This window comes from Nostoc sp. DedQUE12b (assembly GCF_034530835.1).
Lineage (GTDB): Bacteria > Cyanobacteriota > Cyanobacteriia > Cyanobacteriales > Nostocaceae > Nostoc.
On the sequence record NZ_JAVRCI010000063.1, the window covers coordinates 22,965 to 39,231 of the forward strand.

At 41.6% G+C, this 16,267-nt stretch carries 13 protein-coding genes; 10 read left to right on the top strand and 3 right to left on the bottom strand.

Features of this window, described 5'->3' with window-relative positions; all coding sequences use genetic code 11:
- The first annotated feature begins 81 nt into the window (after positions 1 to 81).
- The gene (gene dxs / locus RMY16_RS24715; RefSeq protein WP_322738571.1) at positions 82 to 1,989 is read left to right on the top strand and encodes a 1-deoxy-D-xylulose-5-phosphate synthase; all 1,908 of its coding nucleotides are present in this window, start codon (positions 82 to 84) and stop codon (positions 1,987 to 1,989) included.
- A 159-nt stretch (positions 1,990 to 2,148) separates the two neighbouring features.
- On the opposite strand, the gene RMY16_RS24720 is transcribed toward dxs, so the two are convergent.
- Entirely contained in the window at positions 2,149 to 2,313 is a 165-nt protein-coding gene (locus RMY16_RS24720; protein ID WP_322738572.1) for a hypothetical protein, read from the bottom strand.
- 349 nt (positions 2,314 to 2,662) lie between these two features.
- Here RMY16_RS24720 and RMY16_RS24725 point away from each other — a divergent pair, with 349 nt between their 5' ends.
- From RMY16_RS24725 to RMY16_RS24760, 8 genes are all read left to right on the top strand, one after another.
- Positions 2,663 to 6,118 (top strand): helicase-related protein, encoded by a 3,456-nt coding sequence (locus RMY16_RS24725; protein ID WP_322738573.1) that lies wholly within the window; start codon positions 2,663 to 2,665, stop codon positions 6,116 to 6,118.
- Between the two features lie 128 nt (positions 6,119 to 6,246).
- Complete coding sequence (locus RMY16_RS24730; RefSeq protein WP_322738574.1) at positions 6,247 to 6,807, top strand: Uma2 family endonuclease; 561 nt, start codon at positions 6,247 to 6,249, stop codon at positions 6,805 to 6,807.
- A 1,074-nt stretch (positions 6,808 to 7,881) separates the two neighbouring features.
- Complete coding sequence (locus RMY16_RS24735) at positions 7,882 to 8,418, top strand: GAF domain-containing protein (RefSeq protein ID WP_322738575.1); 537 nt, start codon at positions 7,882 to 7,884, stop codon at positions 8,416 to 8,418.
- Between the two features lie 82 nt (positions 8,419 to 8,500).
- The gene (locus tag RMY16_RS24740; RefSeq protein WP_322738576.1) at positions 8,501 to 8,890 is read left to right on the top strand and encodes a VOC family protein; all 390 of its coding nucleotides are present in this window, start codon (positions 8,501 to 8,503) and stop codon (positions 8,888 to 8,890) included.
- A 114-nt stretch (positions 8,891 to 9,004) separates the two neighbouring features.
- Positions 9,005 to 9,307, top strand: coding sequence for a hypothetical protein (locus RMY16_RS24745; protein WP_322738577.1), 303 nt, complete (start codon positions 9,005 to 9,007; stop codon positions 9,305 to 9,307).
- A complete protein-coding gene (locus tag RMY16_RS24750) occupies positions 9,307 to 9,708 on the top strand; it encodes a PIN domain-containing protein (protein ID WP_322738578.1) in 402 nt (133 codons plus the stop codon). The genes RMY16_RS24745 and RMY16_RS24750 overlap by 1 nt, the downstream gene beginning before the upstream one ends.
- Before the next feature lie 19 nt (positions 9,709 to 9,727).
- On the top strand, positions 9,728 to 10,906 hold the full coding sequence (locus RMY16_RS24755) for a class I SAM-dependent methyltransferase (RefSeq protein ID WP_322738583.1): 1,179 nt from the start codon (positions 9,728 to 9,730) through the stop codon (positions 10,904 to 10,906).
- Between the two features lie 412 nt (positions 10,907 to 11,318).
- A complete protein-coding gene (locus tag RMY16_RS24760; RefSeq protein ID WP_322738579.1) occupies positions 11,319 to 12,197 on the top strand; it encodes an NAD(P)-dependent oxidoreductase in 879 nt (292 codons plus the stop codon).
- A 184-nt stretch (positions 12,198 to 12,381) separates the two neighbouring features.
- Here the strand turns inward: RMY16_RS24760 and RMY16_RS24765 are convergent, their stop codons facing one another.
- Together RMY16_RS24765 and hslO are read right to left on the bottom strand one after the other, a co-directional pair.
- Complete coding sequence (locus RMY16_RS24765) at positions 12,382 to 14,457, bottom strand: chromosome segregation ATPase (RefSeq protein ID WP_322738580.1); 2,076 nt, start codon at positions 14,455 to 14,457, stop codon at positions 12,382 to 12,384.
- A gap of 160 nt (positions 14,458 to 14,617) precedes the next feature.
- Positions 14,618 to 15,517: an Hsp33 family molecular chaperone HslO gene (hslO, locus tag RMY16_RS24770; RefSeq protein ID WP_322738581.1), complete on the bottom strand. Its 900-nt coding sequence runs from the start codon at positions 15,515 to 15,517 to the stop codon at positions 14,618 to 14,620.
- A gap of 141 nt (positions 15,518 to 15,658) precedes the next feature.
- Between hslO and RMY16_RS24775 the strand changes: the two genes are divergently transcribed.
- Positions 15,659 to 16,045 (top strand): hypothetical protein, encoded by a 387-nt coding sequence (locus RMY16_RS24775; RefSeq protein WP_322738582.1) that lies wholly within the window; start codon positions 15,659 to 15,661, stop codon positions 16,043 to 16,045.
- The last annotated feature ends 222 nt before the right edge of the window (positions 16,046 to 16,267 follow it).

Here is a 16,267-nt window from a genome sequence, read left to right on the forward strand (position 1 = left end):
AAGAGTTTGATTCTGTGGACAACCCGACCGTGGGAAAATCAAAATACCGAGACTCGAAGTTAGAGAGGAAAACCTTATAATATGCATCTGAGCGAAATCACCCATCCTAATCAGTTGCACGGTTTATCTGTTCGCCAACTGCAACAGATTGCCCGTCAGATTCGAGATAAGCATCTTCAAACAGTAGCAGTTAATGGTGGACACTTAGGACCAGGGTTGGGTGTTGTCGAATTAACACTAGGACTTTACCAAACACTGGACTTAGATCGGGATAAAGTGATTTGGGATGTAGGACACCAGGCTTATCCCCACAAACTGCTTACAGGACGTTACGATCACTTCCACACCCTTAGACAAAAGGATGGAGTTGCAGGTTATCTCAAGCGGGGTGAAAACAAGTTTGACCACTTTGGGGCTGGACACGCTTCTACAAGTATTTCAGCCGCATTGGGTATGGCTTTAGCGCGAGACTTGAAAGGGGAAAAATTTAAAGCCGTTGCTGTGATTGGCGATGGCGCACTCACTGGGGGTATGGCTTTAGAAGCCATCAACCATGCGGGACATATGCCGAAAACGAACCTGTTGGTTGTTCTCAATGACAACGACATGTCCATATCTCGCAACGTCGGCGCGATTCCTCGCTATCTCAACAAAATGCGTCTTAGCCAACCGGTGCAATTTATTAAAGATAATCTTGAGGAACAGTTTAAGCAAATTCCCTTTGTGGGTGAATCCCTGTCACCCGAACTTGGACGCATCAAAGAAGGTATGAAGCGTTTGGCTGTTCCAAAGGTAGGTGCAGTTTTTGAAGAACTCGGCTTTACCTACATTGGGCCAGTGGATGGGCATAATCTCGAAGAATTGATTGCCACCTTCCAACAAGCACATCAGATAACAGGCCCAGTCTTGGTACACGTAGCAACAATTAAGGGCAAAGGTTATGAAATTGCTGAACTAGATCAAGTTGGCTACCATGCCCAAAGCCCCTTCAACGTCGCAACTGGCAAAGCCATTCCTTCTAATAAACCCAAACCTCCAGCTTATGCCAAAGTCTTTTCTCACACTCTGGTAAAACTTGCCGAACAAAACCCCAAAATCGTTGGCATTACTGCGGCTATGGCGACGGGGACAGGTTTAGATAAACTTCAAGCAAAACTGCCGAATCAATATATAGATGTCGGCATTGCGGAACAACACGCAATTACTCTAGCAGCAGGACTTGCAACCGAAGGAATGCGCCCCGTTGCTGCTATTTATTCCACCTTTTTACAACGCGCCTACGACCAAATAATTCATGATGTCTGCATCCAAAACCTGCCAGTATTCTTCTGCTTGGATCGGGCAGGAATTGTCGGTGCTGATGGCCCCACTCACCAAGGTATGTATGATATTGCCTATCTGCGTTGTATTCCCAACATGGTAATCATGGCACCCAAAGACGAGGCAGAACTGCAAAGCATGATAGTCACTGGTGTTGAGCATACCAGTGGCCCGATCGCAATGCGCTACCCTCGTGGCAATGGCTACGGTGTTCCCTTGATGGAGGAAGGTTGGGAACCTTTGGAAATCGGCAAAGGCGAGATTCTGCGTACAGGCGATGATGTGTTAATCGTCGCTTATGGCACAATGGTCTATCCAGGAATGCAAGCCGCTGAAATTATCAGCGAACACGGCATTGAAGCAACTGTAATTAATGCTCGTTTCGTTAAGCCGTTGGATACCGAGTTGATTTTACCTTTAGCGAAGAAAATCGGCCGTGTTGTCACCTTAGAAGAAGGCTGTGTAATGGGTGGCTTTGGTTCTGCGATCGCCGAAGCTTTACTAGATGCAGATATTCTCGTTCCTGTCAAGCGATTTGGTGTACCAGATGTATTGGTGGATCATGCTGAACCTAACGAATCTAAGACAGAACTAGGTTTAACTAGTCATCAAATAGCAGAGAGAGTGTTGCAAGCTTTCTTTAAACAGCAAGTATCTGCTGTGGTTTAGTTTACTTATCAACAGTATTATCTAAAAATAACCCCTGTTATAGGGGTTATTTTTATGAGAATATTAGCGATCGCTAATATTCTCACTCTTCACCAATTACAATAAAATTAAAGCCGACTTGTCTTTCGTGACTGCTAGTTCTGGAGATCCTGAGCCTGATTATTCTTTAATTCCCAAATCCCAGATTGCGACTTGAGCTTTGTTGGAAGTTAATATCTTTAACGATAATTTGATAATTACATCGTTTGCTGTGTCTGGGGATTGAACATCAAATCTTTCCCCGCCTTGTTTTGTTCCAGACGCAAACAATAAGTAGGTTGGCACAATTAAACCGAACTATACAAAGTTTTGTATGGGTAAAGGGAAAAGGTTAAAGGGTAAAGGTTTTTCCCTTTTACCCTTAACCTTTACCCTTCTTAATTTAGTTGTGTTTTTTAGCACCTACTTACTTAGCTGATTTTATGGTAGGGGCAATTCATGAATTGCTCCTACTAGTCTGTAAAGTTTAAATTGATGGGTAAAGAAGTTCGTAGTAAGGACTTCAGCCCTTATTTTCTAAGCAATAAAGTGCTTACTACAAATTCTCAAGATTAATTTAGACATTGTACTACCTGGCTGGAAAAAATTTTTACTTATATAACAGATGTACGAAATATTTATAGAGTTTTAAATAATGCCCCGCATTTTTGACAACATAGATTTGCAACTACTACCGATTTTACGAGAAACTCTCAAAATCTCCTATCGGGCAGATTTTTGCGTTGGCTATTTCAACCTCAGAGGTTGGCGAAGAATTGATGATTTAATCGAACAGTATGTTGGTAGTGAAAATGCTTGTTGTCGTTTGCTAATTGGGATGCAAAGCTTACCCAGTGATGAAATTTATGCAGCATTTAGCCTTGTTAGTGGTGATGGAAGGATTGACAACAGTAGCATTGTGCGGTTTAAAAAACGCATGGCGGCGGAATTTCGCCAGCAATTGACTATCGGTGCGCCGACTAATCAGGATGAAGCGGGGTTACGGCGGTTAAGTCATCAGTTAAGAACTCAGAAAGTAATTATTAGACTGTTTTTGCGCCATTCTCTTCACGCCAAGTTATATCTTGTGCATCGTCATGACCCCAATACTCCCACAGTGGGATTCTTGGGTAGTAGTAATTTAACCCTTCCGGGACTGGCGAAACAAGGGGAGTTAAATGTTGATATTTTAGACCACGATGCTTGTAATAAACTGCAAAAATGGTTTAGCGATCGCTGGCAAGATTACGGTTGTGTAGATATATCCCCAGAATTAGCGGAAATTATTGATCAGAGTTGGGCTAGCCAAGATTTAGTCTCACCTTACTACATCTACCTGAAGATAGCTTACCACTTATCCCATGAAGCGATCGCCGGACTTTCTGAATTCCGCATCCCCCGCGAATTTAATAATTTATTTGACTTCCAAAAAGCCGCCGTACAGCTAGCAGCACGTCATGTAACTAGGCGTGGTGGCGTGTTAGTGGGTGATGTGGTCGGTTTGGGCAAAACTTTAGTTGGAACCGCTTTGGCTAAGATATTACAAGAAGATTGTTTTTTAGAAACACTAATTATTTGTCCAAAAAACTTAGTGTCAATGTGGCAAGAATATGTAAATAACTATCGGTTACTTGCCGAAGTTATGCCAATTAGCCAAGTACAAAATAAGTTACCAAAACTCCGGCGTTATCGAGTTGTGTTAATTGATGAAAGTCACAATTTACGGAACCGCGAAGGGAAACGTTATCGAGCAATTACAGAATATATTGCAGCTAACGAAAGTAAATGTATTTTATTATCTGCTACTCCTTACAATAAAAGTTATCTTGACCTTTCCGCGCAACTGCGGCTATTTGTGCCAGAAGACGAAGATTTAGGATTAAGACCAGAAGCTTTAATTAATGAATTTGGCGGCAGTTCTATAGGAGAATTAGAGTTTATTAGAAAGCATCAATGTTCAGTCCGTTCTTTAGCTGCCTTTGAGAAAAGCGAACATCCTGATGATTGGCGAGAATTGATGAAGCGTTACATGGTGCGACGTACTCGCTCATTTATTAAAGATAATTATGCCTACACAGATGAAACAGGGCGAAAATATTTAGAATTTTCTGATGGGAGACGTTCTTATTTTCCTCAACGTTTACCTCGCAGTCTTAAGTTTCCTCTAGAAGGTTCTAACACTGACTTTTATTCTCGTCTTTACTCTGAGTTAGTCGTAGAAGTAATTAATCAACTAAATTTACCTCGTTATGGGCTAGGAAATTACGTTATTGCCAAACACAAACAGACACCTACAGACACCGAGCAACGCTTTATTAATAGCTTATTTCGTGGCGGTAGGAGGTTAATGGGTTTTTCTCGCACAAATTTATTTAAACGTTTAGAAAGTAGCGGTATTGCTTTTATTCAATCAATTGAACGCCACATTTTACGAAACTTTATTTATTTATATGCCCTAGAGCAGGGGTTTGATATTCCTATTGGAACTCAGGAAGCTGAGTTGTTAGATACAAGTAATAATGATGAAGATGCCGATTCTGTAGCAGCAGCTTTGTTTGATACAGAAACGGAAGATGATGATTCTGACCTAACCCCCCAACCCCCTTCCCTACTAGGGAATGGGGAGAATTCAAAGCCTCTCTCCTTGCAGGAGAGAGGTTTTCCAGATTATGTGAAAAGTCAAGAAAAAGTTTTTCGTCAAAGAGCAGAATTAATTTACCAAGAATATACAACTCGATATCAACGAAGATTTAAGTGGTTGCGTTCTACACTTTTTGATATTAAAAAACTCAAACGAGGTTTATTAGAAGATGCCAAAGCGCTGATTAATATATTGCAACAGTGTGGTGAGTGGAATCCTCAAAAAGATGAGAAACTTGCTGCTTTAATTAAACTATTAACAGAAACTCACCCCAAAGATAAAGTACTCATTTTCACACAATTTGCTGATACAGTCCGCTACCTTGCAGACAATTTGCAGTCGAGTCATATTACTCATGTAGCACGGGTGACAGGTCAATCTAAAGACCCAACATTAATGACCGGAAGATTTAGCCCTATGAGTAATGGAAAACGAGAGCAAATTTCATCATCAGATGAGTTGCGGATTTTAATCGCCACCGATGTTTTAAGTGAAGGTCATAATTTGCAAGATTGTGCAATTATCGTCAATTGGGATTTACCTTGGGCGATTATTCGCTTAATTCAACGTGCGGGAAGAGTAGACCGCATTGGACAAAATGCTGATAAAATTCTTTGTTATTCTTTTTTACCAGCCGAGGGAGTAGAACAGATTATTAATTTGCGGGGACGACTCCGCAAACGATTGCAAGAAAATGCGGAAGTAGTGGGAACTGATGAAGCTTTTTTTGAAGATGATGATGCACGGGTAATTCTCGACCTCTACAATGAGAAATCTGGAGTTTTAGATGGCGAAGAAGATACAGAAGTTGATTTGACATCAGAAGCATTTCAAATTTGGAAAAAAGCCACCGATGGTAATCCGGGTTTGAAAAAGACGATTGAAGAAATGGAAAATGTCGTTTATTCTACCCGCGCCCATACTCCGCAACCTGTGCAACCAGAGGGAGTATTGCTTTATATGAAAACCACCGAAGGAAATGATTCTTTAATTTATGTTGACCGCAATGGAAATAGCGTTACTCAATCACAATTAGCAGTGCTTCGGGTAGCGGCGTGTGAAGAATCTACCCCAGCGATACCGAGAGATAAACAACATCACGAATTAGTAAACAAGGGTGCTGAATTGATTGCTGAAGAAGAGAAAAATGCCGGGGGTCAATTAGGGCGACCATCAGGTGCAAGGTTCCGCAGTTATGAACGACTGAAAATTTATGTTCAAGAAATGAATGGAACACTATTTGTTAGCGAAGAACTTTTAAAAGCAATTGATGAGATTTACCGTTATCCTTTGCGACAGTCAGCCATTGATACTCTCAACCGCCAACTGAGAAGCGGTATTAATAATCAGCAGTTAGCTGAGTTAGTTGTAGCGTTACGAATGGATGACCGTTTGTGTATTGTCACAGAAGAACTGGAGAAGCGAGAACCTCAAATTATTTGTTCTTTGGGATTATTTTCTAATTCGTAATTTTTAATTAAGGCAATAGACGCGATAAATCGCCGTCTCTACAATAATTAGCCCTTTGTAGAGACAGCGATTCATAGCGTCTTTGTTATATTTAAAGATATAATTTAACTATTTTAGGAGTAATTTTTATGGTTATATTATCATCTAATCTTTCTTTAACAGAGTTTCTGCAATTACCAGAAACTAAACCAGCTAGTGAATATATTGATGCAAAAATCTACCAAAAACCAATGCCGCAGGGAAAACATAGCAGAATCCAAACTCGTTTATCAACCGAGATTAATCAAGAAAGCGAACCTGAGCAAAAGGCTTTAGCATTAACTGAATTACGCTGCACATTTGGAGGACGTTCTTTAGTTCCAGATATTGCTGTATTTGAGTGGTCACGGCTGATTGTTGATGAAGATGGAGAAATTGCGGATAAGTTTCAAATTTATCCAGATTGGATAATTGAAATTTTATCACCTGACCAATTTCCTAACCGGGTGATTGATAAAATTATTTTCTGCATTAATCATGGTACAAAATTAGGTTGGTTTATTGACTCTAACGATAAATCGGTGATGGTATTTCAACCTAATAAATTGCCAGAAGTAAAATATAATAATGATAAATTGACTGTTCTTGATGTATTAACAGATTGGCAAATTACGCCAGCAGATATATTTAGTTGGTTAAAAGTTAAATAGTTAAAATGACAGTTAGCAAAAAAATTGTAGGTTGGATGGAGGCTTTGCGTAACCCAACCTACGTTTAATACTTCGGTTAAAGCAAGAGACGCGATGAATCGCCATCTCTACAAAGGGCTAATTATTGTAGAGACAGCAATTTATCGCGTCTTTGTTATGTTTCGGAAAATACCTAAATTAGAAAGCAAACTGGAGTTTGAGTAAGTCAAAGCTGCTTTTGCTTGCGGAAAACACCAAAATGAATAAGTCAAAGCTGCTTTTGAGTAAGTCAAAGCTACTTTGACTTGCGGAAAACACCAAAATGAGAAAGCAAACTGGGGTTTGAGTAAGTCAAAGCTGCTTTTGCTTGCGGAAAACACTAAAATGAGAAAGCAAAAGCTTCTTTTGAGTAAGTCAAAGCTTATTTTGAGAAAGCATTTCAGTATTTTAAGAAAGTAAACGGGCATTTTTATAAAGCAATTAGGCATTTTGATAAAGTAATCAGCAAATATACCTGACAATTAAAAATCATAGTTGTACAAATAAAGCCGCCGCTTATAAAAATTGGTAATAGAAGCTTACCGTAACTTTGCCCCAATGTTTGGAGAATCACAAAGAGTTGCATTAACTCATTAAAGCAAAGATAGCTGGCATTACGCTTGGGTTAAGGACTATCGGTAAAAAATTTTGGGTTTTCGAGACGCGATAAATCGCCGTCTTTACAAATGTTTTGGTTTTATCTGAACTATATTGACTGATGATTTTCTGTAACTATGAATACAAACTAACTTGTGATTTGGTGAAAACTTGCACATTAGATTGCAATCAATAATTTATGCTATAAAAAACTCAATATGCATATTATCTTTAAAATTTCAATATTCTTAATTTTAAATTTATAATTTGAAATCATCCCTAGTGTAGATTAAAAATTGCAACTTCTTAATAATTTATTTTAAATTTACGAAGAGGTTTACTAGTATTCTGCTTTGTTAAAATTGAATTGCTGCTATCAATACAAAAATGTATTTAAATAAAGTGTAATAAATTACTATATAAATCCGGCAGCATTTACTTAGTCGTCATCTTAGAACCGTGCAAATTCATCCTCACTCGAAATTTAACCATAGCCGCGATCGCCCTGAACAAGGTTTGCAAAATTTGCTTGATCGCCTTGTTAAAACAATCCAGCGCGATGAGTTAGTGCGGCAAACAACCAATCAACTCAGAGAATCGCTTCAGGTTGATCGGGTGGTGTTGTATTATTTTTACAGTCAGTGGCAAGGACAGGTGACTTTTGAAGCTTTGAGTTCTCAAGAATTCTCAATTCTGGGTTCCACTGGCCCAGATGATTGTTTTAACAACGAGTATGCTGCTTTATACTTAAGAGGACGAGTAAAGGCGATCGCTGATATTGAATTAGAGCCAATCCAGCCTTGTCACCGAGACTTTCTCCTCAGTATGAAGGTTCGTGCCAACTTAGTTGCACCAATTGTCATCCCTAGAGGATTATGGGGATTACTAGTAGCACACCACTGTCAAGGGCCTCATAATTGGTCGACATCAGATATAGAAATGATGCAAACCGGGGCACAAACTCTAGCAACAGATCGTAATATTCTAGAGAGTTAAGTCACTGTGTATTCAAATAGCATACAGTAAAGTAGCAGAAATCCTCGCCAGCACTGATTTTTCTAGATAAGGAGAAAAAACTGTGAAATTTGGTCATACGGTCATCTGGGTAGATGATGTAGTTAAAACAGTTGAGTTTTACGAAAAAGCATTTGGTCTAGTTCGCCGTACTCTCCAGGATAAAGGACAATCGATCTGGGCGGAAATCGAAACCGGAAACACTACACTAGCTTTTTCCTCTAGTAGCGAAGCACAGAAGTTATTTCCTGGTGGCTTCCATCCGAACGATCCCACACAACCACCGCCATTAATCCAAATATCATTTATTACTCCTGATGTTGGCAGCGCTTACATGAGAGCGATCGGGGCAGGTGCAAAAACACTAGATGCTCCTAAAACCCAGCCTGGGGGACAAATGATTGCTCGTGTTCGCGATCCTAATGGTGTGTTGGTGTCGTTGGTAAGTGGCTAGTACTGCAAGGCGTAATTCGTAATTCGTAATTCGTAATTGTAATTACCATTGTGTAAGGGTTTTACTAATTCAGGCTTAAAACAAGCAAAGCTATAATTACCATAGCCTCTAGCCATGTTCCATACTTCTATGACTCACCTTTTAACACTGGAACTGAACGATCAGATTTTCACCGCGATTCAGCGTCAGGCTGAGGCAATTGGCGTTCCTCCTGAACGGCTAGCTGCAACATTGCTAGAGCAACAGTTTGGGCAAGTTTTTAAATTGTTGTTGTCTGAAGCAGAAAAGGAGACAGCACGAGCTAGATTTGAACGCCATTTTGGGGCACTTAATCTCGAACATACGATTGATTTGAACAATGAGAGCATTGATGCAGATTTGGTGAGAGAGTATGCCAGTAACCACGAGGAGGGTTAATGCTCCTCGATACCTCTGGATTGCTTTGTTTGCACTATCACACTGAGCCTTTGCATACTGAAGCTAGTGCTGCCTATAAAAGAGCAACAATCCGATTAACTCACAGCTATATTATTGCTGAGTACGTCGCGTTAGGTACTGCAAGGCGTTTTCCGCGTTCATCCGTCCTTGCTTTTGTGGTTGACTTGCTAGATAACCCAGACATAGAAACGGTTTGGATAGATGAGTCATTGCACAGGACAGCAGTCGATCTCTTAATGGGGCGCGAGGATAAAACTTACTCTCTGTGTGATGCGTTGAGTTTTGTGCTAATGCGTCAGCGCGGTATTACAGAAGCATTGTCTACCGATCGGCATTTCGAGCAAGAAGGGTTTATCCGCTTACTGCGACCAGCAGGCTAACACGATAATGAAAGATTTTATGGATTCCAATGCTTTGCTGTGTGCAGCGATCGCAAATCATATTACCACCAGTCCTCAGCAACGAATTACTTTCGCTCAATTCATGGATTTGGCACTATACCACCCTGAATACGGCTATTATTCTAGCGATGCAGTCAAAATAGGTTTTAAAGATAGTGATTTTTTTACCTCTCCTAACCTCTGTGCTGACTTTGGTGAGTTACTAGCAGAACAATTTTTTCAGATGTGGGAGATTTTAGGAAAACCTGTACCCTTTTCTCTGGTAGAAATGGGAGCAGGTCAAGGACTACTAGCTTTGCATATCCTTAAATATCATCAACAGCACTACCCAGATTTTTTTACGGCGCTAGAGTACATTATTGTTGAAAAGTCCCCAGCTTTAAGACAAGAACAGCAGCAACGCTTGCAAGATTTCCCTGTGCGTTGGTGTAATTTAGAGGAGATACCACCAAATGCGATCGCTGGTTGCTTTTTCTCTAACGAGTTAGTAGATGCGTTCCCCGTGCATCAATTCATCCTAGAAACGGGAGAACTCCGAGAAATTTATGTAACCACAGATAGTAACGAGAAAGAAACCTGCTCATCATTTGTAGAAGTCACAGGGGAACCTTCAACGCTCCAACTAGCTGAACATTTGGATTTCCTGGGAATTGACTTGACCCAAAGTGCATATCCAGATGGCTACCGTAGTGAAATTAATTTAGCGGCTGGTGACTGGTTGAGTATAGTAGCAGACCGCTTGCAGCGCGGCTATGTGTTAACAATTGATTATGGCTACCCCGCCAGTCGTTACTATAATCCCAGGCGATCGCAGGGAACGTTACAGTGCTATTATCACCACCGTTTCCATGACAACCCTTATATTAATATTGGGCGACAAGATATCACTGCGCATGTTGATTTTACAGCTTTGGAACGCTGGGGTGAAAAGTACAATTTAAAGAATGTTGGTTTTATCCAGCAGGGATTATTTTTGATGGCGTTGGGGTTAGGCGATCGTATTGCAGCCCTTTCCGAGCAAAAGCAACCTCTCTCGCGGTTACTACAGCATCGGGACGCACTACACCAACTTATAGATCCCACAGGACTCGGCGGCTTTGGAGTCTTAATTCAGAGCAAAGGTCTGGACAATACAGAAATTTCTCAACGATTAAAAGGATTGATCCTGCCAGAGTAAGCGTAAAGAAAGAAAAGTTAAAACTCTATTTAAGAATGCAGTATCAGTCTTATTTAGACTAGCATAACAGTGATTACTGTAAAGTTAAACACACTACCAAAGTAATAATTATGTCCACTCATGACCTGTTAATGCTAGCAACACTACTTACCCCCGGTCTTTTACTTTCAGTGATAATTATGTTGACTTTTGCTGCCGGTGGTTGATTGCAAGAGTTAGGAAGTAAAAAAACTGGAATTTAGGATTGTATCTTAAATTTCAAATAACTACTTCCCAACTAAATTTGAATCAAACAATGCGATGTTCATAATGAGCTATGAATCTCGATGACTCGCTCTAAGCGTTGGCGCAGCCTCTCTAAGAGTTGCTATGCGAACGCTATCGGTGACGCTGTATTAAAGGAACGTAAAAAATGAAGGTGGCATTTCTGGGAACTGGACTGATGGGACTACCAATGGCTCAAAGGTTATTAGCCGCAGATATACAGCTAGTTGCCTACAATCGTACCCCAGAAAAATTAGCACCACTACAAGCAGCTGGGGCTGAAATTGCTATACATCCCCGCCACGCCATTCGTGCTGCTGAGTGCGTAATTCTCATGCTGACTAATGCCCCAGCCATTTATAATGTGTTGCTTTCAGATACTGCTTGGCAAACTCTGGAAGGACGTACGATCATCCAAATGGGAACAATTATGCCCACAGAAAGCCAGGAAATTAGAGATGCAGTTCTTGGGGGTGGTGGTGAGTACTTAGAAGCACCCGTATTAGGGAGTATCCCAGAAGCAAAAGCTGGCAAGTTGAGTGTTATGGTAGGGGCCGAGCCAGAACAATACGAACGCCACTTGAAGTTACTCCAAAATTTTGGCACAGAACCTTTACTTATCGGGCCAGTGGGATCTGCGGCGGCGCTTAAATTGGCACTAAATCAACTAATAGCTTCTCTAACAACTAGCTTTGCTCTAAGTTTAGCTTTTGTCCAGCGTCAAGGTGTTGATGTCGATGTGTTTATGCAAATCTTGCGTGACAGTCCCCTCTACGCACCTACCTTTGACAAAAAGCTACAACGGATGTTAGATGGCAATTATGCCGATCCCAATTTCCCCACAAAACACTTGCTTAAAGATACGGAATTATTTATCTCAGAAGCTAAATCTCAGAATTTGGATCTCAGCAGTGTTAAAGGAGTGCGGCAAATTTTGCAAACGGCCGTAAAAATGTCATTTGCTGATGATGATTACTCATCACTATTTTCTGTTATTAAGGAATGGGGAGAAGCAATCGGGGAATAAAGAGTTTAAGCTCATCTCACGCCTGAAGTCAGTAGACTGTGGGGAAAAGGGTAAGGGTTAAAGGGTAAAACTATGAAATTTTTCTTTACCCTTTAACCTTTACTCAAGACAGTAAAAATACTATCACGCAGACACAACTGGAGACTACGACAAGGTGGACTATTTAATTTAGATGGTATGACGATCACTGACCATTAATAGTAGTTGATTGAGGGAATGGTAGAGATTCAGGCACAGGCGAAGGCTGAGGTTCGGGTTGAGGATTGAGAAAATCTTGCCAAGCCTTAATTTGCTCTTGCGCTGCACTGTAAGCAGCACTACCGCGTGGAACCGATTTGGCAATGTCAATGCCTCTAGCAATATCAGACTGACCTTGAGTCCGTGCAATTTCTAACAATTGCTGACTCCATTGATCAATAGCCTGATTTGCATCCATACGTAAGATGCTATTGTTTGAAACTCGATCCGCCAGTCGTATTGCCTCAACTAAGGCTTCTGGAGTGCCAGCTGCCCCTACTTCCTGGGCTTTTTTCCAGTTTTCTCTAGTGCGGATTTGCCCTTCCCACTCATTGATCGCAGCTTGTGCTTCTTGTGAAAGCGCCCTTCCCGATGAGGCAATTTGTTGAGCTGTGCTAATGGCGGCGGTGAGATTTCCACTCTGGGCCAGTTCTTGCGCTTGATCTAAGTAAGGTTGGTCTTGAATTCGCTCAATCTTTCCTACCCAAGTACGAATTTTTTTCCGTGCTTCTGGATATAATGCACGACCTTTACGAATTTCGCTGGCCTGGGCGATCGCAGCTTGCAAGGAGTTAATATCCTCGAATATTGCTATCTGTTCGGCGCGGTCTAAGTAAGGTTGGTCTTCAATTGTCTCCACTTGGGCATTCCAGCGACCTATCTCTTGCCTAGCTTCTGCGCCTCTAGGATTATTAGCAGGAATCAGCTGTACTTGAGCGATCGCTGCTGTTAAATTAGGGACTGTTCCCTGGCTAGCCAATATTCTTGCTTTTTCCAGATGGGCAACATCTTCAATTTCCAACTGCCAACGAGCAATTAGTTGCTGTGCCTCGTTATACACTGGTCTGGAGGGATCGATTTGTTGTGCTTGAGCGATCGCTGCCTCTAAACCAGAAACATTACCGATCCAAGCACTCCTTTTCGCGTCAGCTATGGCAATAAAGTCATCAGTTTCACCTTGTAGTTTCGTACTTTCCGGTATTTGCCTAGCAATATTCAGCGCTTCATCCGCATCCTGCTTGTCTAGTTTCGCCTGTGCCAATTCCAGCATTTTGCGTCCAAATGCCGGAATCGCTTCTTGAGCTTTTTGGTAAATATAACTTTCCTGCCCAATCGACTCGGCTAACTTGATCGCTTCTAATAAATTATCGACTACTTTGCTGTTTGCTAAACTTTCGGCTTTTCCTAACTTATCACCATCTTCTCGCGCTGTGGCAATGAGACGATTCAATTGGTCGTATTTAGTACCCGCCCAGTATTGATTGTCTACACGTAGCATTTTAGCGGATAACATGAACGCCGATTGCCAGCGTCGTTCTTTTACTTCGGCGATCGCACCGTTGTATGTGGCTTCAGCCTTTGACCAAATTGACTGCCATTTGTCAACTTGTTCATTGACTAATTTATAAGCTGCTACATCTTCAGGTATTTTCTGAGCAGTAGCGATCGCTTCCTCTAAATTCCCTGTTTGGAAACTTTGATCGGCTAGCTTCAAAATATCCCGCGACCATTCTTCGATGAAACGATCGATTTCTCCATGCAACGGGTGATTTTGTGGTAGTTGCTTCACCAGAGCGATCGCTTGCAATAGGTCGTTCACTGTTTGCTTAGAAGCCGCTAACTGAGCGCAATGTAGCCGCACAGAAGCACTAGCTAGCGGCCAGAAAATCGATGGGCAATTAGGGGCAGTTGGCAACTTTAGCAGCATTGCCATTGCCAAAAATCCTACACTACCGGGAATCAACATTAGTAGTACTAGCCACAATGTCCAGCTTTTCATCCAGCGTGGCCATTTCCTAGAAGTACTACTGAGTTGGGCAGTTTCTTCTGAATGACTATTTATAGATGATCCTTTCGTATGGTTTTTTTTTCGCCGCTTCACTGACTTGGAGGTAGAACCAGTAGCTGGGACATCAAATGGCTGAGTTTCACCGAATTGTTCTGTTCGGGATAATCTTTTGTTTTGATCTGGCTCTCTTCCACTGGCTGAAGACCAACTGTCTGGAATATCCCGCTCTGTCATCTCTCACACCAAAATAATTGAATAGCGCTCTGTTTTAGGTTGATAATTCCATTGTTGACATAGTAACTTTCTCATCATTAAAAAGCTACTTTTTTGATTATCTCTCTCCACAGAGTACCATTATCAATCTCAAAAATCAGTGCTATTTTATACTTTATCCTCAAATGGCAGATTCGGCTTGCAAATCGGAAATTAGTTGAGCTAACTGATCGCTACTTGCCTGGTAGACGTTGCCGCAAAAGTCGCAAGTTGCTTCAGCACCATCATCCTTAATAATCATATCTTGCAGTTCAGCTTCTCCCAAAATCTTCAGTGCCCCCAAAACGCGATCAAAAGAGCAACCACAGTGGAAGCGCAACATTTGGCGTTCGGAAAAGATTTCCAACCCCATATCTCCCAATAAGTCACCAAAAATTTCAGGTAACGTCTTGCCAGCTTGCAATAATGGCGTAAATCCTGCTAGACCAGCTACCCGTGATTCCAATGTTTCTACTAAGGCTTCGTCTCTGGCGGCTTTGGGCAATATTTGTACCAATAATCCTCCAGCAGCAGTTACTCCGCCTGCTCCCACGAACACACCTAAAACTAAAGCCGAAGGTGTTTGTTCGGAATTCACGAGATAATGAGCTACATCATCACCAATTTCGCCAGAAACTAGTTCTACTGTACTAGAGTAAGGATAACCATAACCGATATCTCGCACAACGTAGAGGTAGCCGCCACCCACAGCACCACCAACATCTAATTTACCTTTGGCGTTGGGAGGCAATTCTACAGATGGATTCCCGACATATCCACGTACCGTACCATCTAAGCCTGCATCTACCAATATGCCACCCAAAGGCCCATCGCCCTTAACGCGGACATTCACCCTCGATCCAGTTCGCTTCATACTAGAAGCCATTAACAAGCCCGCCGTCATAGTCCTACCTAGTGCTGCCGTTGCCACATAAGAAAGCTTGTGGCGCCCCCGTGCTTCTTCTGTTAAACGTGTGGTGATCGCACCTACGGCACGAATTCCACCTTCGGCTGCTGTTGCACGAATTAACTGATCCGCCATGAATAACCTTACATTTCTTAACAAGTTCGCTTTTTCTATTCTAAGTTCTCTGCCACCAGAAAAGTCACCTAGTCATAATCAGTGATTGTATTTGCAATATTAGAAATAGCGATGTCTTAATCTTTAGGTAATTCGAGAAAAATGCTGGGTAATTTTCAACAAAGCCAACTGCGGATCGAAATCGAAGCATCAACAGATGCAATTCGTGACAGTCTGCTGCATCCCGTGCAACTAAAAAAATGGCTTTTAGGACAACGTTTTGCGTCAGGAATGCCAGAAGAACTGCTTCCCGGATTCCAGTTTACAACCTGGACTGGGCCAGTCGCGATTCATCATCAAGTAAACGTTGTCAAATCCAACTGCCTCCGCTTAGTACTCAGCGGAGGGATTGATGGGTTCCACGAATGGTACTGGGGAGAAGGTTGGGTACAGTCCCGCTTGGAAGGAATTTCAATTTTGCCTTTGAATTTGGGTCAAACACTCAGCTTGTTGAGCTTGCGTCAGTTTTTAGCAACTCAAGAACGTTGAATCGACTGAACCTGAAAAGGGGATTTTCCTTGTCTCTATAGCTAGCCCTTTCAAGGTAACTCGAAAAATCTCTTTTTTCTTCTTACGCCACGGACACTTTGCTCAATTAGGGAAACCCGCTTATGCAAGTGTCCTCCTCTGTTCCTCTGCGGTTTAAAAATAATTTATTTAACCTGAGTTCGGGATAAGGAAAGGAGCAGGTAGTAAGCTGAAAATAACGAC